Below are 20,263 nucleotides of genomic sequence, written 5' to 3' on the forward strand. Positions count from 1 at the left end.
TTAAACATTATTCGAAAGATTTAAGCGCGGTTTTTCGATCACGATGTTCGAATGACACGACCTGTCTGGGGATCAACCCGGTTCCGCCGGAAAGCAGGCATGTCGAGCGGCCGGCCTGACGCCTACCTCCCCGTACACGTCTCTTTATCAAGGTCCGTCATGACGATGAGCATCAAGACGAAGCTGGCAACCGCGCTGGTTGCCCTGGGATTGTGCGTCCTGGCCATCGGTGCTTGCGGGTATCTCGCGCTCCGGTCGGTCACCGAGCGCATCGACAGCGTCGTGCAGGACAACGTCATCCCGATGGAGCAGTTGCGGACCGTCAGCGAGATGTATGCGGTCAACATCGTCGACACGATCTGGAAGGCGCAGAGCAACCAGATCACCTGGACGAACGGGCTGAAGAGCGTCCAGGAGGCGGTGGCGAATATCGACAAGGGCTGGAAAGCCTATCTGCCCCACGTGGTCGACGCCAACGAGAAGCGGCTCGCCGACGCAGCCACCATCTTGATGAAGGGTGGGGATGCTGCGGTCGCCAAGCTGATCGGCATCCTGAAGGAACGCGACGAGAGCGCGCTGCGCATGTTCGCGACCGACGAGCTCTACAAGGCAATCGACCCGATCACAGCCAAGCTCGGGGAGCTGACCGCTCTGCAGCTCTCCCAGGCGCGCAATCAGGGCATGGAAGCCCAGTCCACCGCTCGTTCCGCCGGCTTGCTGCTGCTGGCCGTCGCCGCCGGCGCCTTGCTGGTCGGCGTGCTGGCGCTGGCCTTCGTGATCGGCGGCGTCGTGCGCCCGCTCGGCGGCATGACGGATGCGATGAAGCGCCTTGCCGGCGGCGAGCAGAACGTGACCGTGCCTAGCATCGGCCGGCGCGATGAGATCGGCGAGATGGCCGGAGCACTGCAGATCTTCCAAGAGAACGCCGCGCGCGTGCGGGCACTGGAGGAGCAGGAACGGGCCGCCGCGGCCGCGCGCCTCGCCCGTGCCCAATCGATGGAAGCGGTGGTCTCGGATGTCAGCGAAGTCGTCGCGGCGGCGGCTGCCGGGGACTTCTCGGCCCGGCTCCAGATCGACGACGGCGACGAGCAGATGCAGCGGCTGGTCGCCGGCATCAACGAGATCAACCGGGTCGTCGACGGCGCCACGACCGAGTTCGCCGACATCCTCCAGGCGGTTGCCGGCGGCGACCTGACCCGCCAGGTCGAAACCGGCTATCGCGGCCGCTTCGCCGATCTCAAGGGCGCGATCAACGAAACGGTCGACCGGCTCTCGGCGACGGTGACGACGATCCAGACGACTTCGGCCGATGTCGGTCTCGCGGCGCGCGAGATCAGCATGGGCGCCGACGATCTATCGAAGCGCACCGAGGAACAGGCCTCCTCGCTGGAGCAGACCGCAGCGACGACCGAGGAGCTCGCGGCCTCGGTCAAGGCCTCGGCCCAGGCCTCCCGTTCGGCGGCGATCGCGGCTGATGAAGCGGCGAATGCCGCCCGCTCCGGCGGCACGATCGCCGGGCAGGCGGTCGACGCCATGGCCCGCATCGAGACGGCCTCGCAGAAGATCTCCGATATCATCCGCGTGATCGACGACATCGCCTTCCAGACCAACCTGCTCGCGCTCAACGCCGCGGTCGAGGCGGCGCGCGCGGGTGACGCGGGGAAGGGCTTCGCCGTCGTAGCCAGCGAGGTGCGGACCCTGGCGCAGCGGTCGAGCGAAGCGGCCAAGGACATCTCCGAACTGATCTCCTCGTCGAACGCCGAGGTCGGCGAGGGCGTGAAGCTGGTGCGCAGGGCCGGCGAATCCCTGACGCAGATACTCGCGGCCTCGCAGAAGGTGGCGGCCACCATCGCCGACATCTCGGCCGCCTCGGGCGAGCAGGCCAACGGCATCGACGAGATGAGCCAGGCCGTCGCGCATCTCGACGAGATGACCCAGCAGAACGCAGCGCTCTCCGAGCAGAGCGCCGCCTCGGCGAATTCGCTGTCGGGCCGGATCGAGCAGCTCAACGCGCTGGTCGCGACGTTCCGAACCAGTCAGGGCAGCGCTGCCGCCTTGCGCGCGCCGGTTTCCGTCAGCACGGCAGCCTCGGAGCCGGATCGGCTGCGTCAGCTCGCCGAAGCGGCCTTCCAGCAATCGCGGCGCCCGTCCGCTCCGGAGGCGAAGCCCGCTCCTGCCAAGCGCGCGGTCAATGCCCGCAACGGCAGCACGGGCTGGGAAGAGTTCTAGGCCGACTTGTCTTTGTCATTCCGGGGCTTCACGCAGTGAGGAACCCGGAACCCACGACCGGGTAAGCGGCCTGCAATCGGACATCGGATGTCCTACCCAGTCGCGGGTTCCGGGTTCGCGCCTGCGGCGCGCCCCGGAATGACAAATGGCGCGGCTCCTTGATAGCCTCCTGACCCCGGTCAGGAAGCGTTGCTTTGCAGCGTCGCCGACAACTCGGGCTTCACGTTCAGCGTCTGGAAGACCACGCAATAGCGCTCGGTGAGCTTGAGCAGCGCGTCGAGCTTCTCCTGCGGAGCGTCGGTCTCGATATCGAAGAACAGGCGGATCGCCTTGAAGCCGACGGCAGCATCCTTGGCGACGCCGAGCGTGCCGCGGAAATCGAGATCGCCCTCGGCCCGGACTGCGCCCTTCTCGATCTCGATTTCCAGCGCGGTCGCGACGGCCTTCAGCGTCACGCCGGCGCAGGCGACCAGCGCCTCCAGCAGCATGTCGCCGGAGCAGAGCTCCGCGCCTGAGCCGCCGGTCGCCGGATGCAGGCCCGCGAGCGCGATGGCGCGGCCGGTCTCCACCTTGCAGGCGATATGCTGGTCGTCGAGCTCGCCGCGAGCCTTCAGCGTGATGACCGCCGCCTCGGGATTGCTCCGGTATTCGTCCTTGAGCGGCGCCTGCAGGGCGCGCAGAGCGGTGACGTCCATGATCGTGCTTCTCCTCAAGCGGCTTGCCGGCTTGTAGCCGCTTCAGGCCGCGGCCTCCACCTCCGGCGCGGCGGGCCGGGTTTCCTTGTCGAGCGCCCGGCGCAATTCGCGGCGGAGCGTCACGAAGCCGACGGAACGCTCATCGCGCGGGCGCGCCAGCAGATTGTCGAGGCTGAAGGCGACCGGTCCCGCCTGCAACGGCAGGACGTGGATGCGATCGGCCAGGTGCAGCGCCTCCTCCACCGAGCCGGTGGCGATGAAGACGGCGGGGCGCGCCTGCGCACAGAGCTCCGGCAGGAAGGCGGCGAGCCGTGCACGCGCCTCGGCATCGAGCGCGGCAAAGGGCTCGTCGATCAGCAGCAGACGCGGCCTGAGCAACAGGAGCCGGGCGATGGCGAGCCGCAGCAGCCCTTCCGGCGAAAGCTCCGCTGGCCGCTGCGTCGCCTGCCCGGCGAGGCCGAGGCGGACCAGCACATTGGCGATCAGGCCCTCGCGCTCGAACGGCGTCGCCCTCGGCAGGGCGAAAGCAAGATTCTCCCGGAGATCGAGCCAGGCAAAGAAGCGCGGCCGGGCGCAGAGCAGGCCGATCTTCGCCGTCGGGACCGCTCCCTCATCGGATTTCAGGCCAGCGAAGCTGCGCAATGCCGTTTTCCGCGCCTCGGACGAACCGAGCAGGGCGACGATCTCGCCGGCCCGGGGGCGCGTCACGGCCTCGTCGGAGGCGCAGGAGAAAGCGTGAAGAACCGCCGACATTAAAGGCTCCGTCCATGACAAGGCGGAAGGAGCGCCGACGACCTTAAGCCGTCCCGTCGTTCCCGCGCTTTAGCTGCATTTGTTTCGCGCCCGCAAGCTGAGGCTCAAATCGGCGCGTCGTCCTCTTCTAAGGTCTAAGCGTCCGTTTTGTCAAACGGCCCTCACCACCACATGCCGGCGGTCTCGGCCGCCTTCTCCTGATGCGGGGCTTCGTCGCGCAAGGAGCGGTCGAGCGCGCGCAGGGCTTCGCGCTTCGTCGCCTCGAAGGCTGGCGAGAGCCGGTCGCGCGGGCGGGCCAGGGGATTATCGAGTTCGTCGAAGATGCGGCCGGGCCTGGGCTGCATCACCACGATCCGGTCGGCCAATGTCACGGCCTCCTCGACATCGTGCGTGACCATCACGACCGTCGGACGACTCTCCTGCCAGAGCGCCAGCAGATGGCCGTGCAGGCTCGCGCGCGTCGTCGCGTCGAGCGCCGAGAAGGGCTCGTCCATCAGCAGGAGCTTCGGCCGCGTGACGAGGGCGCGGGCAATCGCGACGCGCTGCTGCTGCCCGCCGGAGAGTTCGCGCGGCCAGCGCTTCTCATGGCCGGCGAGACCGACGCGGACGAGCGCATTGGTGATCAATGCCTCACGCTCGGAAGCCGGGAGATGCGACAGCCCGAAACCGGCATTCCCGGCGACGCTGAGCCAGGGAAAGAGACGCGGCTCCTGGAAGATGACGCCGACATCGGCGCGGGGCTCGGCGATCGCCTCGCCATCGAGGCGGATCGTGCCCTCGCTCGGCCGGTCGAGCCCGGCGACAAGCCGCAGCAAGGTGGTCTTGCCGCAGCCGGAGCCGCCGAGCAGCGCGACGATCTCGCCGCGCCCGACATCGAGCGTGACCGCCGAGAGCGCGCGCGTGCCGTCGGCATAGGTCTTGGACAGCCGGTCGAAACTCAGCATCGGGTGAACCTTCGAATCCGTTCCAACGAGCCCTCATCCTGAGGAGCGAGCCCAAGGCTCGCTCCTCAGGATGAGGGTTCGAAAAGCAAAAAGCCTTCAAAGCTTGTCGCGCGCCGTATCCTGCCAGGCGAGGAAGGGGCGCGTGATGGCGACGAGCAGGCCGTCCGCCAGCTTGCCGAGCACGGCGAAGCTGATGATGGCCGCGATGATGGTGTCGGGGCGGCCGAGCTGCTGGCCATCCACGAGCAGATAGCCGAGCCCCTCGCTCGCCCCCATGATCTCGGCCGCGACCACGAACATGAAGCCGAGGCCGAGGCCGGAGCGCAGGGCGACGATCCAGGCCGGCAGGATCGCCGGCAGCAGGACGCGCCGCACCATGGCGAGACGCGCGAGGCGGAAGACGCGGCCGACCTCGACGATCTTGCGGTCGATGCCCTGAATTGCGGCGGCGACGCCGAGATAGACCGGAAAGAAGACGCCGACCGCGATCAGCGCCACTTTCGAAGCCTCGAAGATGCCGAGCCAGAGGATGAAGAGCGGCACCCAGGCGATCGAAGGGATCGCGCGCAAGGCCTGCAAGGTCGGGTCGAGCAGGCTGCGGGCGACCGGCAGCGCGCCCGTGACCGCGCCGAGCACCGTGCCGGCAAGCGCGCCGAGGCCGAAACCCGCCGCCACTCGCCAGAGCGTCGCGCCCGCGTGGGTCAGAAGCTCGCCCGAGGCGGCGAGGCCCCAGAGCGTGCGGCCGACGACGCTGGGCGGCGGCATCAGGCGGCCATTGGCGATGCCGGCCGCGACCAGTCCTTCCCAGAGAACGGCCAGCACGACCGGCAAGACGAAACCGGCAACCGCGAGCCCGTAGGAGCGGCACGGCGCGGCGGGGCGCCGTTCCGGCTCATCCACGGCGGCTGCGATCTCGAGGACACTCATCGCCTCGGCGCTCGTCTTCAGTTGGTGGCGGCGAAGCGCCGGTCGAGCAGCGCGTCGACGGCGGCCTTCACATCGGTCGAGGCCGGCAGAACGCCCGCCTCCTTCAGCGCGAGGCCGGCGGCGGTGATGCCGTCGACCTGGGCCTGGCCGATGGTGGAATGGGTCAATTCGGTGCGGGTGAGCTGGCGCTCGATCACGGCCTCCGAGAGCTTGGTGGCGTCGACCAGCACCTTCTTCACGGCGGCCGGGTTGGCGAGGGCGTATGCACGTGCCTGCTCGTAGGCCGCCAGCACCTTCTTCACCAAGGCCGGGTTCTCGTTGGCGAAGGCCTCGCGGACGTTGAGGATACCCCAGGTGTTGTCCTCGGGCTTGCGGTAGAACAGCTTCGCGCCGCTCTCGATCTCGGCGGCGGCTATCATCGGGTCGAGCCCGGCCCAGGCGTCGACATCGCCACGTTCCAGCGCGAGACGGCCATCGGCATGCTGGAGCAGGACGAGCTTGACGTCCTTCTCGGTCAGCCCGGCATCGGCCAGGGCGCGGACGAGGAAGATATGCGGATCGGTGCCGCGGGTCACGGCGACGCGCTTGCCCTTGAGATCGGCGACCTTGGTGATCTCGCTCCTGGCGCCGGTGACGAGCGCCGTCCACTCAGGGCGGGAATAGACATAGATGGACTTGATCGGGTTGCCGTTGATCTTGCCGATCAGCGCCGCAGCCCCGGCGGTAGAGCCGAAATCGATCGAGCCGGAATTGAGGAATTCGAGCGCCTTGTTCGATCCGGCGGACAGGACCCAGCGCACCTTGATGCCATCGGCCTCCAGCGCCTTCTCGAGAATGCCGCGCTCCTTCAGCAGAAGGCTGACCGGGTTGTAGGTCGCGTAATCGAGCCGGATTTCCCTGGGAGCCTGGGCGAAAGCCGGCGCGGCGAGGCCTGCTGCAGCGACGAAAGCGAGCGCGAGGCGGCGGGTGATGCTGGTCATGGGGCTTGTCCCTCCATCGATGATGCGAGGGATCGGGACGGGTCGTGTCCGTTGCCCCACGCTTTAGCTGCACTTGTTTCGCGCCCGCAAGCTGGTGGCTCAAATCGGCGCGTATCCGACTCGTAGGTTCGATCGTTCTTTTTGTCAAACAACACGCCGGGGAATGTTTTTCTATATATTTCACATATTTTGGTGCTTTATTTTGCACTCTGCCACGCCTTCTCCTCATGTTACGAAAGGCGATGCCTGCCGGACCGGAGCTTTCGTGACGACGCCTCCCGCCAAGCCTTCCCTGCCGCTCGCCGAGATGCTGAACAATCCCGACGCGGGCGTCGCGCGGCTGTTCGAAACGATCAACCGGCGCGACAAGGCGCAGATGCGGCAGGTGCTGATCGCCGGCTTGAGGCAGTTGCTGGACGAAGGCCAGGCCTCCGCCCGTGCGATCCTCGCCGGCCCGCGCGGTGGGCTTGCCTGCGCGCACCGGCTCTCGGCCGTGATGGACGCTGTTGTGCGGGCGCTGCACAGCGCCGCGACCGGCTATTTCTACCCGGCCGACAATCCCTCGCAGTCGGAGCGGATCGCCGTCGTCGCCGTCGGCGGCTATGGGCGCGGCACGCTGGCGCCGGGCTCGGATGTCGACCTGCTCTTCCTGTTCCCGCACAAGCAGACCGCCTGGGGCGAGAGCGTGGTCGAATCCATGCTCTACCCGCTCTGGGACCTGAAGCTGAAGACCGGTCATTCCGTGCGCTCGATCGACGATTGCGTCCGCGAAGCCCGCGCCGACATGACGATCCGCACCGCGCTGCTGGAGGCGCGCTTCCTGGTGGGAGACCGCTCGCTCTTCGACGAGATGGTCCAGCGCTTCGATGCCGAGGTGGTCGAGGGCACGGCCCAGGCGTTCACCGAGGCCAAGCTCGCCGAGCGCGAGCTCCGGGTCCAGCGGGCCGGCGCCTCGCGCTACCTGGTCGAGCCGAACGTCAAGGACGGCAAGGGGGGCCTGCGCGACCTCAACACGCTGTTCTGGATCGCCAAATATGCCTATCGCGTCCATGACGTGCGCGAACTGGTCGCGGCGGGGCTGTTCGACAAGCAGGAACTCCAGATGTTCCAGCGCTCGGAGGAGTTCCTCTGGCGCGTGCGCTGCTGGCTGCATTTCATCACCGGGCGGGCCGAGGAACGGCTCTCCTTCGACCTGCAAAGGCAGGTCGCGGCGCAGATCGGCTATGCCGGCCGCAGCGGGCAGGCGCCGGTCGAGCGCTTCATGAAGGCCTACTTCCTGATCGCCAAGGATGTCGGCGACCTCACCGCGATCGTCTGCGCCGCGCTGGAGGCGCGTCAGCAGAAACCCCGCGCCACGCTGTCGAAGCTGCTCGGCACCTTCGCCAAGCGCAAGCGCGAGCGCTCGCTCGGCCACACGGATTTCAAGCTGACGAGCCAGCGGCTCAATGTCGTCGACGACAGCGCCTTCGAGCGCGATCCCGTCAATCTGCTCCGGCTGTATGCGATTGCGAGCCGCGAGGATCTCGCCATCCACCCGGATGCAAGCCGGCTGGTGACGCAGTCACTGCGGCTGGTGACGCCGGGCCTGCGCAATGACCCGGAAGCCAACCGCATCTTCCTGGAGATTCTGACCGGCCGGCGCTCGCCGGAGGTGGTGCTGCGCCGGATGAACGAATCCGGGCTGCTCGGCCGCTTCGTCCCGGATTTCGGCCGCATCGTCGCGATGATGCAGTTCAACATGTATCACCACTATACGGTGGACGAGCACCTGATCCGTGCGATGGGCGTTCTGGCCGAGATCGATGCCGGCACCCTGGAGGCCGAGCATCCGCTCGCCAACGAGATCATGCCGACCATCGCCAACCGGCGGGCGCTCTATGTCGCGCTCTTCCTGCACGACATCGCCAAGGGCCGACCGGAGGACCACTCGATCGCCGGGGCGCGGATCGCGCGCAAACTCGGCCCGCGCTTCGGCCTGACGCCGGCCCAGACGGAAACCGTGGCCTGGCTGGTCGAGCACCATCTCGACATGTCGACGGTGGCGCAGAGCCGCGATCTCGGCGACCCCAAGACGATCGAGAGCTTCGCCGCGACCGTGCAGACGCTGGAGCGTCTGAAGCTGCTGCTGGTCCTCACCGTCGCCGACATCAAGGCCGTCGGCCCCGGCGTCTGGAACGGCTGGAAAGGCCAGTTGCTGCGCACGCTCTACTACGAGACCGAACTCGTCCTCGCCGGCGGGCATTCCGCCGTCGAGCGCAAGGCGCGGGTCGCGATGAAGCAGGACGAGTTGCGCCGGCGCCTCTCGGACTGGCGGGAAGCGGAGCGGGACGCCTATGTCGCGCGGCACTATCCCGCCTACTGGATCAAGGTCGATCCCGAGCAGCAGGAGAAGCATGCGAGGTTTCTGCGCGAGGCGGAAGCTGCCGGGCGCACCACGGCGACGATCGTGGAGACCGACAAGTTCCGCGGCGTGACCGAGCTCACCGTGCTGGCGCCCGACCATCCGCGCCTGCTCGCCATCGTGACCGGTGCCTGCGCCGCGGCCGGCGGCAACATCGTCGACGCGCAGATCTTCACGACCAGCGACGGGCTCGTGCTCGACACGATCTCGGTCTCCCGCGCCTTCGACCGCGACGACGACGAATTGCGCCGGGCCGAGCGCATCGCCGCCGCGATCGAGCGGGCGCTGAAGGGCGAGATCAAGATCGCCGATCTCGTGGCGCAGCGCCGCGCCCCACCGCCACGCGGCCAGACCTTCCAGGTCGAGCCCGAAGTGGTGATCGACAACGTGCTCTCGGCCCGCCACACGGTGCTGGAGGTCTCCGGCCTCGACCGGCCGGGCCTGCTCTACGATCTCACCACCGCGATCGGGAAGCTCAACCTCAACATCGCCTCGGCCCATATCGCGACCTTCGGCGAGAAGGCGGTCGACGTGTTCTACGTCACCGACCTGACCCATGCGAAGATCGTCTCGACCGGCCGGCAGCTGACGATCCGCAAGGCGCTGATCGACGTCTTCAAGTTCGAGCCCGACAAGCCGGCGGCGACCAGGGCGAAAGTGCCGGCCCGCGCTTGATTTAAACGACCATAAGGCCGATATCCGGCACGAACGCGGCTGTGGTCCCGCAAGGGCGCCGCAGCCAAGTCTTTGTTTGCCGCATTTTCGCTGGCGCGGACCTTCGGTTCTTCAAGCGAACCGGTATCCGTTTCGCTCGAAAATGCCGAGAAAGGGACGTAACGATAAAATGACGCAGAACCCTGCGACGGAAGACCCCAACCTCGAAGCCGGCGCGGACGCGCCCGAGCAGGCGGCGACCGCCGAGGCAGGCCTCGCGGCGCAGCTCGCCAAGCTCCAGGCCGAACGCGACGACCTCAAGGACAAGCTGCTGCGCACGCTCGCCGAGATGGAGAACCTGCGCCGCCGCACCGAGCGCGAGATCGCCGATGCCAAGGCCTATGCGGTGACCAGCTTCGCGCGCGACATGCTCGGCTCCTCCGACAACCTGCGCCGGGCGCTGGAAAGCCTGCCGGCCGATGCGATGAAAGCCGCCGATGCCGCGGCGAAGGCGCTGCATGAAGGCGTCGAGCTGACAGAGCGCGAATTGCTCAAGACGCTGGAACGCCACGGCGTGCGCCGGATCGACCCGCAGGGCGAGAAATTCGACCCCAACCTTCACCAGGCGATGTTCGAGGCGCCCGACGCCACGATCGCCAAGGGGCTGGTCTCGAAGGTCGTGCAGATCGGCTACAAGATCGGCGAGCGCGTGCTGCGTCCGGCTTTGGTCGGCGTCTCGGCCGGCGCCCCCAAGGCTCCGGACGCTCCGGCCGGCGAACCGACCCAGCACTGACGCCGTGTTCGAGGTCGCCGGCGTCGCCATCTTCGCGCTCACCGGCGCCCTCGTCGCCGCCCGCAAGGGCATGGACCCGTTCGGCTTCATCCTGCTGGCGACCGTCACCGGCGTCGGTGGCGGTACCTTGCGCGACGTCCTGCTCGGGCGCGGCATCTTCTGGGTGCGCGACCCCGGCGACGTCGTCACCTGCACGATCGTCGCGCTCGGCTGCTGGCTTCTGGCCTATCTCCGGCCCGGCGTGCTCGAAGGCTGGGGCGGCCGCAAGCTCCTGATCTGGGCCGACGCCGCCGGCCTCTCGCTCTTCGCCGTGATCGGCACGCTCAAAGGCCTCGACGCCGCCGTGCCCGTGCTCTCGGCCGTCGCCCTCGGCGCGATGACCGCGACCTTCGGCGGCATCCTGCGCGACATCCTCGCCGGCGACCGGCCGATGGTGCTGTGGAGCCGCGATTTCTACGTCACCGCCGCTACCGCCGGCGCCGCCATGACGGCTCTGCTCGTCGGCCTCGGCCTGTCCGGGCCGATCGTGATGCTGGGAGGTCTCGCGGCCTGTTTTGGCCTGAGAGCCGGCTCGCTGCTGTTCGGCTGGTCCTTCCCGAACCTGCCGCGCAAGGCGCAGGATTAGGCGGTACGATCCACACTTGTCATTCCGGGGCGTGCGGCAGGCGCGAACCCGGAATGACAAGGGATGCGCCTGGCGGAGGCGACGTCTATTTCGGCTTCGTCACACGTCGCAGCGTCAGGTTGATTCGCCCGCCTTCCGGCAAAAGCGTCGACGAGCCCGTCAGGATGCGGTCGATGCCGTGATAGGCCAGCCGCGCCTCCCCGCCGAAGAGCAGCACGTCGCCGGAGGCAAGCTTGAGCGATGTGGTCTTGCCGCCGCGCGTCGTGCCGCCGATGCGGAAGAGCGCGGCATCGCCGAGCGAGACCGACAGGACCGGCGCGTCGAAATCCTGCTCGTCACGATCCTGATGCAGGCCCATCTTGGCGCCGGCCGCATAGAAATTGACGAGACAGGCCTCGGGCGGATGCGGATAGCCGGCCAATTCCCGCCAGAGATCGAGCAGCGGCGCCGGCATGATCGGCCAGGGTTCGCCGGTTTCGGGATGCTCGGGCTGATAGCGATAGCCGTTGACGTCGGAGACCCAGCCGAGCGAGCCGCAATTGGTCATGCGGACCGAGAAGGGCGTGCCGGACTTGGGCATGCGCGGCTGGAAGAACGGCGCCTTGCGCGCCACGGCCCTCAGTTCCGCCACCAGCGCCGCCTGCTCGTCCGGCGCGAGCCGGCCCGGCCAATGAATGACGCCCGGCGCGACGGTGACGCGGGTCATCGTTAGAGGGCGTCGAGGCCGAGCACGTCGGCCATGGAATAGAGACGAGGCTCGCGCCCCCTGCCCCAGAGCGCGGCCTTGACCGCGCCCTGCGCGAAGAGGCTGCGATCTTCCGCGACATGGGCGAGCTCGAGCCGCTCGCCGGCGCCGGCGAAGATCACCTTGTGGTCGCCGACGACGGTGCCACCGCGCAGCGCCGCGAATCCGATCGTGCCGGGCTCGCGCACGCCGGTGATGCCGTCGCGGCCGGCGACGCGCGCCTTCGCGAGATCGACGGCGCGGCCCTCGGCCGCCGCTTCGCCGAGCAGGACGGCGGTGCCGGAGGGCGCATCGACCTTCATCCGGTGATGCATCTCGACGATCTCGATGTCCCAGTCGGTGCCGAGCGTCGCCGCGACCTTCCGGACCAGGGCGGCCAGAAGATTGACGCCGAGGCTCATGTTGCCGGAGCGGATGATCGGCGTGCGCTTCGCCGCCTCCGCCAGCTCGGCCAGATGCCTGGGCTCCAGCCCGGTCGTGCCGACGACATGGAGGATGCCGGCCTCGGCAGCGAGCTTCGCGAAGGCAACCGTCGCATCGGGAGCGGTGAAATCGAGCACGCCGTCAGCAGAAGCGAAGGCGGCGGCGGCATCGCCCGTCACCTTGATGCCGGAGGCGGGCAGGCCGGCGAGAACCCCGGCATCATCCCCGAGCGCGGCGGAGCCCGGCCGCTCGATCGCCGCCCCGAGCGTGCAACCCTCGGCCTGGTCGATAGCCCGGATCAGCATCCGGCCCATCCGCCCGGCGGCACCGACGACGACGAGACGCATATCACTCATGGAAGGCAGGCTCCGGTCTTGCATCCGCGACGGCAGATGCCTTCGCAAGTAGCGCAATAGTCGAGCCTCCGCCAGCAGCCCACCCGAAAGCCGGACACAGCAAAACGGCCGGGTCGCCCCGGCCGTTTCGTATTCCTCACAACGCCGGCGTTCAGGCCGCCTGCTGGATGCCCGAGAGCTTCCAGGCGCCACCATGCTCGCGCAGGAAGGTCCAGTACTCGCTGACCTCCTGCGTCTGCGTTGCGCTGCCGTCGACGATCTTGCCCGACTTGCGGTCATAGAGCGCGTTGATCAGGCTGAAGCGCATCGCGACGGTCGCGTAGTCCTGATCGCCTTCGCGCCAGGCCTGCGACAGGTCACCCTGCAGCAGCTTGACGTCGGAGACGCGGTCGGCGACGCCGCGGCGGGCGTTGTCGCTCAAGTCCTCGTCGAAATAGCCGAACATCTCCGGCGTCACGCGCTGGCGCAGCCCGGCTTCGTCCTCGTTCGAATAGGCGGTGTTGATCTCGCCGAGCAGGCGCTCGAACGCGTTGAAATCATCACCGGCGAGCTCGATCGGCTGCGGCTGCGCGGCGGCTGCTGCCGCGCCGCCACCGAAACCGCCCATGCGGGCCGCCGCAGGCTGCGGCTGCGGCGCGTCATAGCCCTGGCGGGTATAGGGCGCGCCCGCGCCGGCGAGCTGCGGCTCGGAGCGGCGGCGGAAGAAACGGATGGCGAGCATGACGAGCCCGACGATCAGGCCGATCTGCAGCAGGAAGCCGAGCATGCCGGCGAGCGAGGCCAGGCCGCTGAAGAAACCTGAACCCGAGAGCAGGCCGAACAGGCCCGCGCCGAGCAGGCCGGCGCCGATGCCCATCATCATGTTGCGGGCGAAGGATGGGCGCGCGGCCTGAGTGGCCGCGCCGGCGGCCGAGCGACCGGCCATGGACGGCGAGGCCGGAGCCGAGCGCTGGAAAGTCTGGGCGCCACCCGGGGTGGTATTGGTCGAGGGCGGTGCGCTGTTGGTGAACGACCCGCGGCTGCCCGAGCTGCGGCCACCACCCGGACGGGCTTCGGCAACGAGCGGCACGAGCAACAGGGCCCCGGCGACCAGGGCGACGGCACGTCCACGACGGGCGAGCGAAATCAGAGACATTGTTCCTCCCGGAGCCCACCATGGGCCCACCGCCCGACAATATGGAGGGAGCCGGCAGCCCACACAAGGCCCGCCCCGGCTAACCGACTGAAAAAACTGACTGTTTCAAATCAGTGCATAATTATTCGTTGCGATCGGACCGATATGCTAAGCTGACGAACCGCCTCGTTCTCCGAGGTACGGGGAGAGAGCCATGACCGGATCCGGACCGAGGCCTCACCGACACCGCCTGTTGAGCTGGATGCTCGCGCTCGCGGTACTGTTCCTGCTGAGCGAGGCCGCAGCGGCTGGAGAAGCCGCTGTCGCGCTGGACAAGCCGCGCCTTGCCCAGGCACCCGAGCCGCTCTGCTTCTGCTGGAACGACGGCCGCAAGATCGCCGAGGGCCTGATGTCCTGCATCAGGACCACGCAGGGGCGGCGCGTCGCGACCTGCGGGCGCGTGGTCAACATGATGTCCTGGCATGTGACGGAAACCGCCTGCCCGGAAAGCTGACCGCACGCATCCGGAATTGTCGGTACCAAGAGAAACGCCGCCGGGACTTCTTCCCGGCGGCGTTGTTGTCATTGCTCTTGTGGTCCTAGCGACTTCGAGACTGACCCGTTGTCAGAACGCTCCCAGAACGATCGCAATCATGAAAACGAAGGCCGCACCCATGATCAATCGGTCGAGACGTAGCGTGACACTCATCACACCCTCCTGTGTCATTGACCTGTCGTGGAAGCTACCAGAACTGACGAAGGCCGCAAGGGGGCGGCTTCGTGGCGGCCGCGGGACGCAGGCTAGTTCAGCCTTAATCATCGGTTAAAGCATTGATTAGGCTTGGGGATATTTCTGGCTGCGAAATTTCGTCGCGAGCCCCGCGCGCCGCCCCGCCACAGCTTTGCCATGGTTCGACCGGCGGTTCAGCACGCTGATCTTGCAGAGAACCGCAGCGAGGGTTCGGACGACCGATTCCGCCCCGGTTAAGGCCCGCAGCGGCCGGTTAAGGCCCGATTCACCACGGCGCCAAAGTTAATCCGCCTGTGGCGGCCGGGGCGCAGTCGGTTGAGAAACCGTTCACCAGGCGCTTCGCATTTGAATGGTCATGCGACGCGCTCATCTCGCCCTCATCGCACTCGGCCTCGCCGGCGCAGCCGGACTGGCGGGCTGCGGCAAGTTCCAGAAGCCGCAGCGCGCCGCCTGGCGCGACCAGGCGGAAGCGGCCTGCATGGCCTCGCGCCAGGTGCAGCTCTCCTCCTATGTCAGCCTGCGCGGCAAGGCGATCGACGGGCCGGGCACCTGCGGCATGCAGCAGCCGCTCAAGGTCTCCGCCTTTTCGAACGGCGGCATCGGGCTGACCAGCTCGGCCACACTCTCCTGCCCCGTCGTCGCGACCACCGACAAGTGGCTGGCGGAGGTGGTGCAGCCGGCCGCGATGAACGTGCTCGGTGCCCAGGTCATCGAATTGCGGGCCGGCTCCTATTCCTGCCGGGCGATGAACAACGGCACGAGAACGTCGCGGACCTCGGAGCATGCCTTCGGCAATGCCGTCGACGTCTTCTCCTTCCGGCTCAACGACAACCGCGTGATCACGGTGAAGGACGGCTGGCGCGGCTCGCCGGAGGAGCAGAACTTCCTGCGCGAGGTTTTCGTCGGCGCCTGCCAGCACTTCTCGACGGTGCTCGGGCCGGGGGCCGATCCGCTGCATTACGACCATTTCCACATCGATCTCGCCCGGCACTCCAAGGGCCGGCATATCTGCAAGCCGGTCATCAAATATACGCCGAACTACAATCTGCCTCCGCCGGACCCGACGCGGCCGTATTCGATGGCCCAGACGCTGCCGCGCGGCGCGGCGCCGGCGGGCGGCACCATGGTTGCGGGGGGCGCGTCGCTCCGCCAGTCCGGCGACGGGTTGCGGCCGCCCGGCGCGGTCCAGGGGGGCTACCCCGTCGCGAGCTACGCCCAGGACCGGACTCAAGGCCTCGATGCGCAGCGGCGCTTCCTGGAGCAGTATGATGCGCGGCAGCGGCAGGGACAGTTCCAGCCGGAACCCTTGCCCAGCGACAACCGCGGACCGCTGACACTGCCGGGGGCAGTCGAACCGTCGGAGGAAGAAGCCGCCCTCGGCGATGGCGGCGGCTCCGGCGTCATGGACCAGCAGGACTCGGAGGAAGCGTTGCCGATCAATCCCCGGAACGACCCCTTCGCCTACAGCTCCGGGCGCGTCCCGCCCCGGCGTTGAAAACAGGGGTTCGTCATTCTCGGGCGGAGCGAAGCGCAGACCCGAGAATCTCCCAACAGATTGCCGCAGGAGCCCTCTTCGGCATGAGATGCTCGGGTCAAGCCCGAGCATGACGGCAAGCGGAACCGCCCGCTCAGCGCGAAACCAGCACCTGCCGGCATTCCGGCGGCAGGGCATCGAGCGACATCGGCGGCTTCGGCTTGGGTTTCGGCCCCGGCCGCGGCTTCGGCGGATTGAAGATCGCCTTGTGCTGGCGCTCGACCCAGTTGCTGAGTTCCGTCCCGCAACCATCGCCGAAATTCGGCGGCTCCTGGCCCTGGCAGCTCGCCATGCCGGCCGGGCAGGCCAGCCGGATATGGAAATGATAATTGTGGCCCCAGATCGGCCTAACCTTCTCCAGCCAGCTCTTGTCGGCCCCGGCCTCGCGGCAGAGCGCGACCTTCAGCGCCGGGTTGACGAAGATGCGCTCGACCTTGGGCTCGGCCGCGACGGTGCGGATCAGGCGGGTATGGGCCGGGGTCCAGTGGCGCGGATCGACGTCGCGCCAATCGGAACGCGCCATGTTGACCGCCGGCATGTTCTCGCGCTGCTCGCGATCGAGCCGGCCGCGCGGCATCGGCGTCAGCCAGACATCGGCATCGAGCCCGATCTGGTGCGAGGCATGGCCGGTCAGCATCGGCCCGCCGCGCGGCTGCGATATGTCGCCGACCAGCAGGCCAGCCCAGCCGGTGATGCGCGGCACGTCGCGGGCGAGTTTCTCCAGATAATCGATCAGAGCGGGGTGGCCCCAGTTGCGATTGCGGTTCAGCCGCATGACCTGCCAGCTCGGCCCGTCCACCGGTAGGGCCTCGGCGCCGGCAAGGCAGCCGCGCGCATAGGAGCCGATGGCGCGCGCCTGCATGCTGGCCGGCCCGGTCTTCTGGCCGAAGAGCGAACGGGCGGCATCGGGCCAGGCCGCGATGTTGGCGGCGCGGTTCCTCGCCTCCTGATCGGCGGTCGACTGGGCCTGGGCCGTGGCCGGCAGAAGCGACAGGAGGGCGAGGAGCCCCGCGATTCGGTGGAGGTTTCGCATCAGGGGAGAATCGCCGCGACCCGCCCCGCCGGTCAAGCGCGCCGCTGCCGCCCCAACCGGAACGCCCAAAAGCTACCCTCGCGGAACCGAGGCTCCGCAGCCGGCGTTTCCCGCTCGACCGCGCCCGGAACGGGCGCCACGAAACGGGAGTTCGCCATGTCCACAGTCCTCATCATCGTGCTGCTCATCGTGCTCCTCGGCGGCGGCGGATATTACGGCCATCGCAGCTATGGAACGGCGGGGCTCGGCGGCGTGCTCGGCCTCGTGCTCACGATCGTGCTGATCCTGTGGCTGCTCGGTGCCCTCGGCGGGGCACGGGTCGCCTGACGCGACGCGGCCGCAGCCGGTCAGCCTACATCGGGCCGATCGGCCGCGGCAGCCTCGGCGAGGGTCTTGGCGCAAACCGACTTGAACAGCGCCGTGGAACGTGCGTGGGCATGGAGCCACCACAGATTGAGCGCGACGAGGCAGGCCAGAGCGAGCGCAACGGCCGTGACATCGCCGATCGAGGCACCATAGGCACCGAACAGCGCTGGCGGCGCGATATAGGGCAAGGACGACAGACAGGCCGCCAGGAAGCCGGTATCGACCTTGGCAGCCTGCGCGACATAAGCCCGCTCTTCATCCGTCAGATCGATCGCCACCGGCTATCTCCTCTCGGATCGAGGCGAAATCCTGCCCGGGTTACGCGCGATACTCCCAGACCGCGACGGCCGCCGCCAGATCCTCGAGTGCGACGCCGACGGACTTGAACAGCGTGATGCCGCCGCCCTCGACCGGGCCGGCGATCCGGCCATGGCAGAGATCGGCCAGCGTGCCCGCCACCTTGTCGGCGCTGTAGCTGCCTTCGGCGATGGCGACGGCGACATCGCCGCCCTCATCGATCGCCTTGCTGGAATCGACGATCACCCGCGCACGATGCAACGCGTCGGCATCGGCCTCTCGCATCTGCATGGTGAAGCCGCCGATCAGGTCGAGATGAGCCTCGCGCTTCAGCCAATGGCCGTGAATCAGGGGCTCAGTCGCATTGGTGGCGCAGGAAATGATGTCGGCCGTACGGGCCTCGCCTTCGAGATCGGTGGTGGCGCGAGCCTCGATGCCGTCCCTGGCCAGCTCCGCGACGGTCGCCTCGGCTGCCTCGGGCCGCCGGGCCCAGACCGCGATCTCCGTCAGCGGGCGGACGGAGCGATGCGCCTTGATGATGAAGGGCGCGAGCGCGCCTGCCCCGACCATCAGCATGCGGCTCGACTCGGGGTTCGACATGTAGCGCGAGGCGAGCGCGGAAGCTGCCGCCGTGCGCCAGGTCGTCAGGCGGTTGCCGTCCATCACCGCGAGCGGCTTGCCGGTGGCGCCGTCCATCAGGAGATAGGCACCCATCACGCCCGGCAGATTGCGCTTGCCGTTGCCGAAGAAGACCGAGACGATCTTGGTGCCGATATAGGGATTGGCGACATCCGGCCCGCTCCAGGCCGGCATGGTCAGCAGGATGGCGTCGGTCTCTTCCGGGCGCTGGATCGCATACTGGCCGCGCTTGGGCGCGATGACCTCGCTGCGGAAGGCGTCGTCGAGAATGTCGATCAGGCCAGGATAATTCAGGGCCGCATCGATCTCGGCCACATCGAAAAGTCGCATCAATTCCGTCCGTTGGTCAGTGCCGGCAGCGCGGAGTCCGGCACGGCCGAGCGCAGCGCCTTGGTCTCGGAGCGCAAAGCGTCGGCTTCGCGACGGTTGCGGCGCGCCGCCTTGCGGTGCTTGCCCTGCGCCACCCAGGAGGCCAGGCCGCCGACGAGCACGCCGACGGCGATCGCCGCGAGCACCACCGCGAAGAGCGGCAGCTCGATGGAGAACATCGGCAGGTCTCGGCTGAAGGGATCGAGCGAGACGCGCACCGGGCCGCGATTGGCGACCGAGAACAGTACGATCACCAGAGCGACCGGAACCAGCACCAGTGCCTTGAAGAAGGCCTTCATCACAATCTCCGTGCGGCTGCGGGGGCCTCGCGCCTGCGCTCAATCCTTGCCGTTGAGGCGCAGCCGCAGCTCCTTGCCCGTCTTGAAGACGGGGACGAACTTCTCCTCGACCTCCACCGCATCGCCCGTGCGGGGGTTGCGGCCGATGCGGGCCGAGCGGCCCTTGCGCGAGAAGGCGCCGAAGCCGCGCAATTCCACCCGGTCCCCCCGCGCCAACGCCTTCACGACCTCGTCCAGAATGGCCGAGACGATATTCTCGATGTCGCGCTGGTAGAGGTGGGTGTTGCGGTCGGCGATCCGCTGAACGAGCTCGGATTTAATCATCGCTGGAGTATAACCATTTGTATCAACATCATTTTTCAGCGGCAGGCTGCCAGAGCGCCAAGGGCGCGTCAAGCCGCAAGCCGACGGGCTGATCCGCCGCGCGCGCGATCGTCGCCGCGAGCGCATCGAGCCCGGCGCCACGCGCCATGGCTTCGGCGAAGCTCCACAGGCCATAGGAGGAGGACCCGCTGCGCGGCCGCCAGTCGCGAACCTTCAAATCCTTCGAGACGCTCTTCTCGCGCTCCATCCAGGCGATTGCCTCCGGCTCCCCGCCGATCTGGTCGACCAGTTTCAGCCCGACGGCCTGCCGGCCGGAATGGACGCGGCCATCGGAGACAGTGGTCACCTCGCCCTCGGCGAGATGGCGGCGATCGCGGACCATGTCCTTGAACCAGGTATAGTTGTCGTTGACGACGCGCTGCAGGGCCTCGCGCGCCTCCGGAGAGGTCGGCTCGAAGCCGCTGGGCGCCGCCTTGAGCGGGCTCGACTTGATCGACTCGACCTTGACGCCGACCGTATCCAGCAAGGTCGAGACATTCGGGAACTGGAAGAGCACGCCGATCGAACCGACGAGCGAGGTCTGGCGCGCGACGATGCGGTCAGCGCCCATCGCGGCGATATAGCCGCCGGACGCGGCGACGCCGTCGACGACCGCGACCATCGGCTTTTTGGCGGCGAGCTGGCGCAGAGCGGTGTGCAGCGCCTCCGAGCCCGAGGTCGTGCCGCCAGGGCTGTCGACGCGGAGCACCACGGCGGAGACGGACTTGCTGTCCTCGACCGACTTGATCAGGTCGAGCGTACGGCGATCGCCGGAGATGAAGCCGGAAATGGTGATGCGCGCGATATGGGCGCTCGACAGGCCGGCCGTACCGTCACCCTTCCAGGCGAGGCCGCCGATCACCGCAGCGACGATCACCCCGAGCACGGCGAGCACGCGCCAGAGCGTCAGCTTGCGGCGCAGGCTGCGGCGGTCTGCGAGCAGATCGGCATCGGACGACATCGGGAGGCTCCT

Annotated in this window: 21 protein-coding genes; 7 read left to right on the forward strand and 14 right to left on the reverse strand. The window is 68.0% G+C overall.

Translation table 11 applies throughout. The features are described from left to right. Positions 1 to 99: 99 nt before the first annotated feature. Complete coding sequence (locus tag OCUBac02_RS19930; protein WP_173048094.1) at positions 100 to 2,229, forward strand: HAMP domain-containing methyl-accepting chemotaxis protein; 2,130 nt, start codon at positions 100 to 102, stop codon at positions 2,227 to 2,229. 179 nt (positions 2,230 to 2,408) lie between these two features. Here OCUBac02_RS19930 and OCUBac02_RS19935 read toward each other — a convergent pair whose 3' ends face one another. From OCUBac02_RS19935 to OCUBac02_RS19955, 5 genes are all read right to left on the reverse strand, one after another. After that, positions 2,409 to 2,924, reverse strand: coding sequence for an OsmC family protein (locus OCUBac02_RS19935; RefSeq protein WP_047572555.1), 516 nt, complete (start codon positions 2,922 to 2,924; stop codon positions 2,409 to 2,411). A gap of 42 nt (positions 2,925 to 2,966) precedes the next feature. Beyond that, a complete protein-coding gene (locus OCUBac02_RS19940; protein ID WP_173048096.1) occupies positions 2,967 to 3,677 on the reverse strand; it encodes an ATP-binding cassette domain-containing protein in 711 nt (236 codons plus the stop codon). Between the two features lie 161 nt (positions 3,678 to 3,838). Further along, positions 3,839 to 4,621 carry an ABC transporter ATP-binding protein gene (locus OCUBac02_RS19945; protein ID WP_173048098.1) on the reverse strand — a complete coding sequence of 261 codons (783 nt, stop codon included), beginning with the start codon at positions 4,619 to 4,621 and terminating at the stop codon, positions 3,839 to 3,841. 96 nt (positions 4,622 to 4,717) lie between these two features. Continuing rightward, positions 4,718 to 5,548 (reverse strand): ABC transporter permease, encoded by an 831-nt coding sequence (locus tag OCUBac02_RS19950; RefSeq protein WP_173048100.1) that lies wholly within the window; start codon positions 5,546 to 5,548, stop codon positions 4,718 to 4,720. Positions 5,549 to 5,565: 17 nt separating this feature from the next. Further along, positions 5,566 to 6,528, reverse strand: a complete 963-nt coding sequence (locus OCUBac02_RS19955; RefSeq protein WP_047578491.1) for an aliphatic sulfonate ABC transporter substrate-binding protein — start codon at positions 6,526 to 6,528, stop codon at positions 5,566 to 5,568. 307 nt (positions 6,529 to 6,835) lie between these two features. On the opposite strand from OCUBac02_RS19955, the gene OCUBac02_RS19960 reads away from it, so the two are divergent. The 3 genes from OCUBac02_RS19960 (at position 6,836) to OCUBac02_RS19970 (ending at position 11,001) form a co-directional block, all read left to right on the forward strand. Then, positions 6,836 to 9,604: a [protein-PII] uridylyltransferase gene (locus OCUBac02_RS19960; RefSeq protein ID WP_173049727.1), complete on the forward strand. Its 2,769-nt coding sequence runs from the start codon at positions 6,836 to 6,838 to the stop codon at positions 9,602 to 9,604. A 169-nt stretch (positions 9,605 to 9,773) separates the two neighbouring features. Beyond that, complete coding sequence (grpE, locus tag OCUBac02_RS19965) at positions 9,774 to 10,376, forward strand: nucleotide exchange factor GrpE (RefSeq protein WP_173048102.1); 603 nt, start codon at positions 9,774 to 9,776, stop codon at positions 10,374 to 10,376. Between the two features lie 4 nt (positions 10,377 to 10,380). After that, positions 10,381 to 11,001 carry a trimeric intracellular cation channel family protein gene (locus OCUBac02_RS19970; protein ID WP_047578496.1) on the forward strand — a complete coding sequence of 207 codons (621 nt, stop codon included), beginning with the start codon at positions 10,381 to 10,383 and terminating at the stop codon, positions 10,999 to 11,001. Positions 11,002 to 11,086: 85 nt separating this feature from the next. On the opposite strand, the gene OCUBac02_RS19975 is transcribed toward OCUBac02_RS19970, so the two are convergent. From OCUBac02_RS19975 to OCUBac02_RS19985, 3 genes are all read right to left on the reverse strand, one after another. Then, a complete protein-coding gene (locus OCUBac02_RS19975) occupies positions 11,087 to 11,707 on the reverse strand; it encodes an alpha-ketoglutarate-dependent dioxygenase AlkB family protein (RefSeq protein WP_173048104.1) in 621 nt (206 codons plus the stop codon). Between the two features lie 2 nt (positions 11,708 to 11,709). Further along, the gene (gene dapB, locus OCUBac02_RS19980; RefSeq protein WP_173049729.1) at positions 11,710 to 12,516 is read right to left on the reverse strand and encodes a 4-hydroxy-tetrahydrodipicolinate reductase; all 807 of its coding nucleotides are present in this window, start codon (positions 12,514 to 12,516) and stop codon (positions 11,710 to 11,712) included. A gap of 160 nt (positions 12,517 to 12,676) precedes the next feature. Further along, positions 12,677 to 13,660, reverse strand: coding sequence for a Tim44 domain-containing protein (locus OCUBac02_RS19985; RefSeq protein ID WP_173048106.1), 984 nt, complete (start codon positions 13,658 to 13,660; stop codon positions 12,677 to 12,679). Between the two features lie 193 nt (positions 13,661 to 13,853). Here OCUBac02_RS19985 and OCUBac02_RS19990 point away from each other — a divergent pair, with 193 nt between their 5' ends. Next, positions 13,854 to 14,153 (forward strand): hypothetical protein, encoded by a 300-nt coding sequence (locus tag OCUBac02_RS19990; RefSeq protein ID WP_173048108.1) that lies wholly within the window; start codon positions 13,854 to 13,856, stop codon positions 14,151 to 14,153. Positions 14,154 to 14,745: 592 nt separating this feature from the next. Continuing rightward, a complete protein-coding gene (locus OCUBac02_RS19995; protein ID WP_173048110.1) occupies positions 14,746 to 15,885 on the forward strand; it encodes an extensin-like domain-containing protein in 1,140 nt (379 codons plus the stop codon). Positions 15,886 to 16,018: 133 nt separating this feature from the next. Here the strand turns inward: OCUBac02_RS19995 and mepA are convergent, their stop codons facing one another. After that, the gene (mepA, locus tag OCUBac02_RS20000) at positions 16,019 to 16,957 is read right to left on the reverse strand and encodes a penicillin-insensitive murein endopeptidase (RefSeq protein WP_047576942.1); all 939 of its coding nucleotides are present in this window, start codon (positions 16,955 to 16,957) and stop codon (positions 16,019 to 16,021) included. 156 nt (positions 16,958 to 17,113) lie between these two features. On the opposite strand from mepA, the gene OCUBac02_RS20005 reads away from it, so the two are divergent. After that, on the forward strand, positions 17,114 to 17,284 hold the full coding sequence (locus OCUBac02_RS20005; protein ID WP_082009675.1) for a DUF3309 family protein: 171 nt from the start codon (positions 17,114 to 17,116) through the stop codon (positions 17,282 to 17,284). Between the two features lie 20 nt (positions 17,285 to 17,304). Here OCUBac02_RS20005 and OCUBac02_RS20010 read toward each other — a convergent pair whose 3' ends face one another. The 5 genes from OCUBac02_RS20010 to sppA are packed head-to-tail and all read right to left on the reverse strand — an operon-like array spanning position 17,305 to position 20,251. After that, positions 17,305 to 17,601 (reverse strand): hypothetical protein, encoded by a 297-nt coding sequence (locus OCUBac02_RS20010; RefSeq protein WP_173048112.1) that lies wholly within the window; start codon positions 17,599 to 17,601, stop codon positions 17,305 to 17,307. Positions 17,602 to 17,641: 40 nt separating this feature from the next. Continuing rightward, on the reverse strand, positions 17,642 to 18,589 hold the full coding sequence (lhpI, locus tag OCUBac02_RS20015; RefSeq protein ID WP_173048114.1) for a bifunctional Delta(1)-pyrroline-2-carboxylate/Delta(1)-piperideine-2-carboxylate reductase: 948 nt from the start codon (positions 18,587 to 18,589) through the stop codon (positions 17,642 to 17,644). Further along, positions 18,589 to 18,927, reverse strand: a complete 339-nt coding sequence (locus OCUBac02_RS20020) for a LapA family protein (protein WP_173048116.1) — start codon at positions 18,925 to 18,927, stop codon at positions 18,589 to 18,591. Before OCUBac02_RS20020 ends, lhpI begins: the two co-directional genes overlap by 1 nt. Positions 18,928 to 18,966: 39 nt before the next feature. Beyond that, positions 18,967 to 19,251, reverse strand: a complete 285-nt coding sequence (gene ihfB / locus OCUBac02_RS20025) for an integration host factor subunit beta (RefSeq protein WP_047576935.1) — start codon at positions 19,249 to 19,251, stop codon at positions 18,967 to 18,969. Positions 19,252 to 19,279: 28 nt separating this feature from the next. Continuing rightward, positions 19,280 to 20,251, reverse strand: coding sequence for a signal peptide peptidase SppA (sppA, locus tag OCUBac02_RS20030; RefSeq protein WP_173048118.1), 972 nt, complete (start codon positions 20,249 to 20,251; stop codon positions 19,280 to 19,282). Positions 20,252 to 20,263 lie beyond the last annotated feature (12 nt).

It is taken from the genome of Bosea sp. ANAM02, from assembly GCF_011764485.1.
Taxonomy (GTDB): domain Bacteria; phylum Pseudomonadota; class Alphaproteobacteria; order Rhizobiales; family Beijerinckiaceae; genus Allobosea.

Coding starts and splice junctions, on each gene's coding strand:
- OCUBac02_RS19930 (WP_173048094.1), top strand. CDS start 100: ATGTCGAGCGGCCGGCCTGACGCCTACCTCCCCGTACACGTCTCTTTA.
- OCUBac02_RS19935 (WP_047572555.1), bottom strand. CDS start 2,924: ATGGACGTCACCGCTCTGCGCGCCCTGCAGGCGCCGCTCAAGGACGAA.
- OCUBac02_RS19940 (WP_173048096.1), bottom strand. CDS start 3,677: ATGTCGGCGGTTCTTCACGCTTTCTCCTGCGCCTCCGACGAGGCCGTG.
- OCUBac02_RS19945 (WP_173048098.1), bottom strand. CDS start 4,621: ATGCTGAGTTTCGACCGGCTGTCCAAGACCTATGCCGACGGCACGCGC.
- OCUBac02_RS19950 (WP_173048100.1), bottom strand. CDS start 5,548: ATGAGTGTCCTCGAGATCGCAGCCGCCGTGGATGAGCCGGAACGGCGC.
- OCUBac02_RS19955 (WP_047578491.1), bottom strand. CDS start 6,528: ATGACCAGCATCACCCGCCGCCTCGCGCTCGCTTTCGTCGCTGCAGCA.
- OCUBac02_RS19960 (WP_173049727.1), top strand. CDS start 6,836: ATGCTGAACAATCCCGACGCGGGCGTCGCGCGGCTGTTCGAAACGATC.
- grpE (WP_173048102.1), top strand. CDS start 9,774: ATGACGCAGAACCCTGCGACGGAAGACCCCAACCTCGAAGCCGGCGCG.
- OCUBac02_RS19975 (WP_173048104.1), bottom strand. CDS start 11,707: ATGACCCGCGTCACCGTCGCGCCGGGCGTCATTCATTGGCCGGGCCGG.
- dapB (WP_173049729.1), bottom strand. CDS start 12,516: ATGCGTCTCGTCGTCGTCGGTGCCGCCGGGCGGATGGGCCGGATGCTG.
- OCUBac02_RS19985 (WP_173048106.1), bottom strand. CDS start 13,660: ATGTCTCTGATTTCGCTCGCCCGTCGTGGACGTGCCGTCGCCCTGGTC.
- OCUBac02_RS19990 (WP_173048108.1), top strand. CDS start 13,854: ATGACCGGATCCGGACCGAGGCCTCACCGACACCGCCTGTTGAGCTGG.
- OCUBac02_RS19995 (WP_173048110.1), top strand. CDS start 14,746: ATGCGACGCGCTCATCTCGCCCTCATCGCACTCGGCCTCGCCGGCGCA.
- mepA (WP_047576942.1), bottom strand. CDS start 16,957: ATGCGAAACCTCCACCGAATCGCGGGGCTCCTCGCCCTCCTGTCGCTT.
- OCUBac02_RS20005 (WP_082009675.1), top strand. CDS start 17,114: ATGTCCACAGTCCTCATCATCGTGCTGCTCATCGTGCTCCTCGGCGGC.
- lhpI (WP_173048114.1), bottom strand. CDS start 18,589: ATGCGACTTTTCGATGTGGCCGAGATCGATGCGGCCCTGAATTATCCT.
- OCUBac02_RS20020 (WP_173048116.1), bottom strand. CDS start 18,927: ATGAAGGCCTTCTTCAAGGCACTGGTGCTGGTTCCGGTCGCTCTGGTG.
- ihfB (WP_047576935.1), bottom strand. CDS start 19,251: ATGATTAAATCCGAGCTCGTTCAGCGGATCGCCGACCGCAACACCCAC.
- sppA (WP_173048118.1), bottom strand. CDS start 20,251: ATGTCGTCCGATGCCGATCTGCTCGCAGACCGCCGCAGCCTGCGCCGC.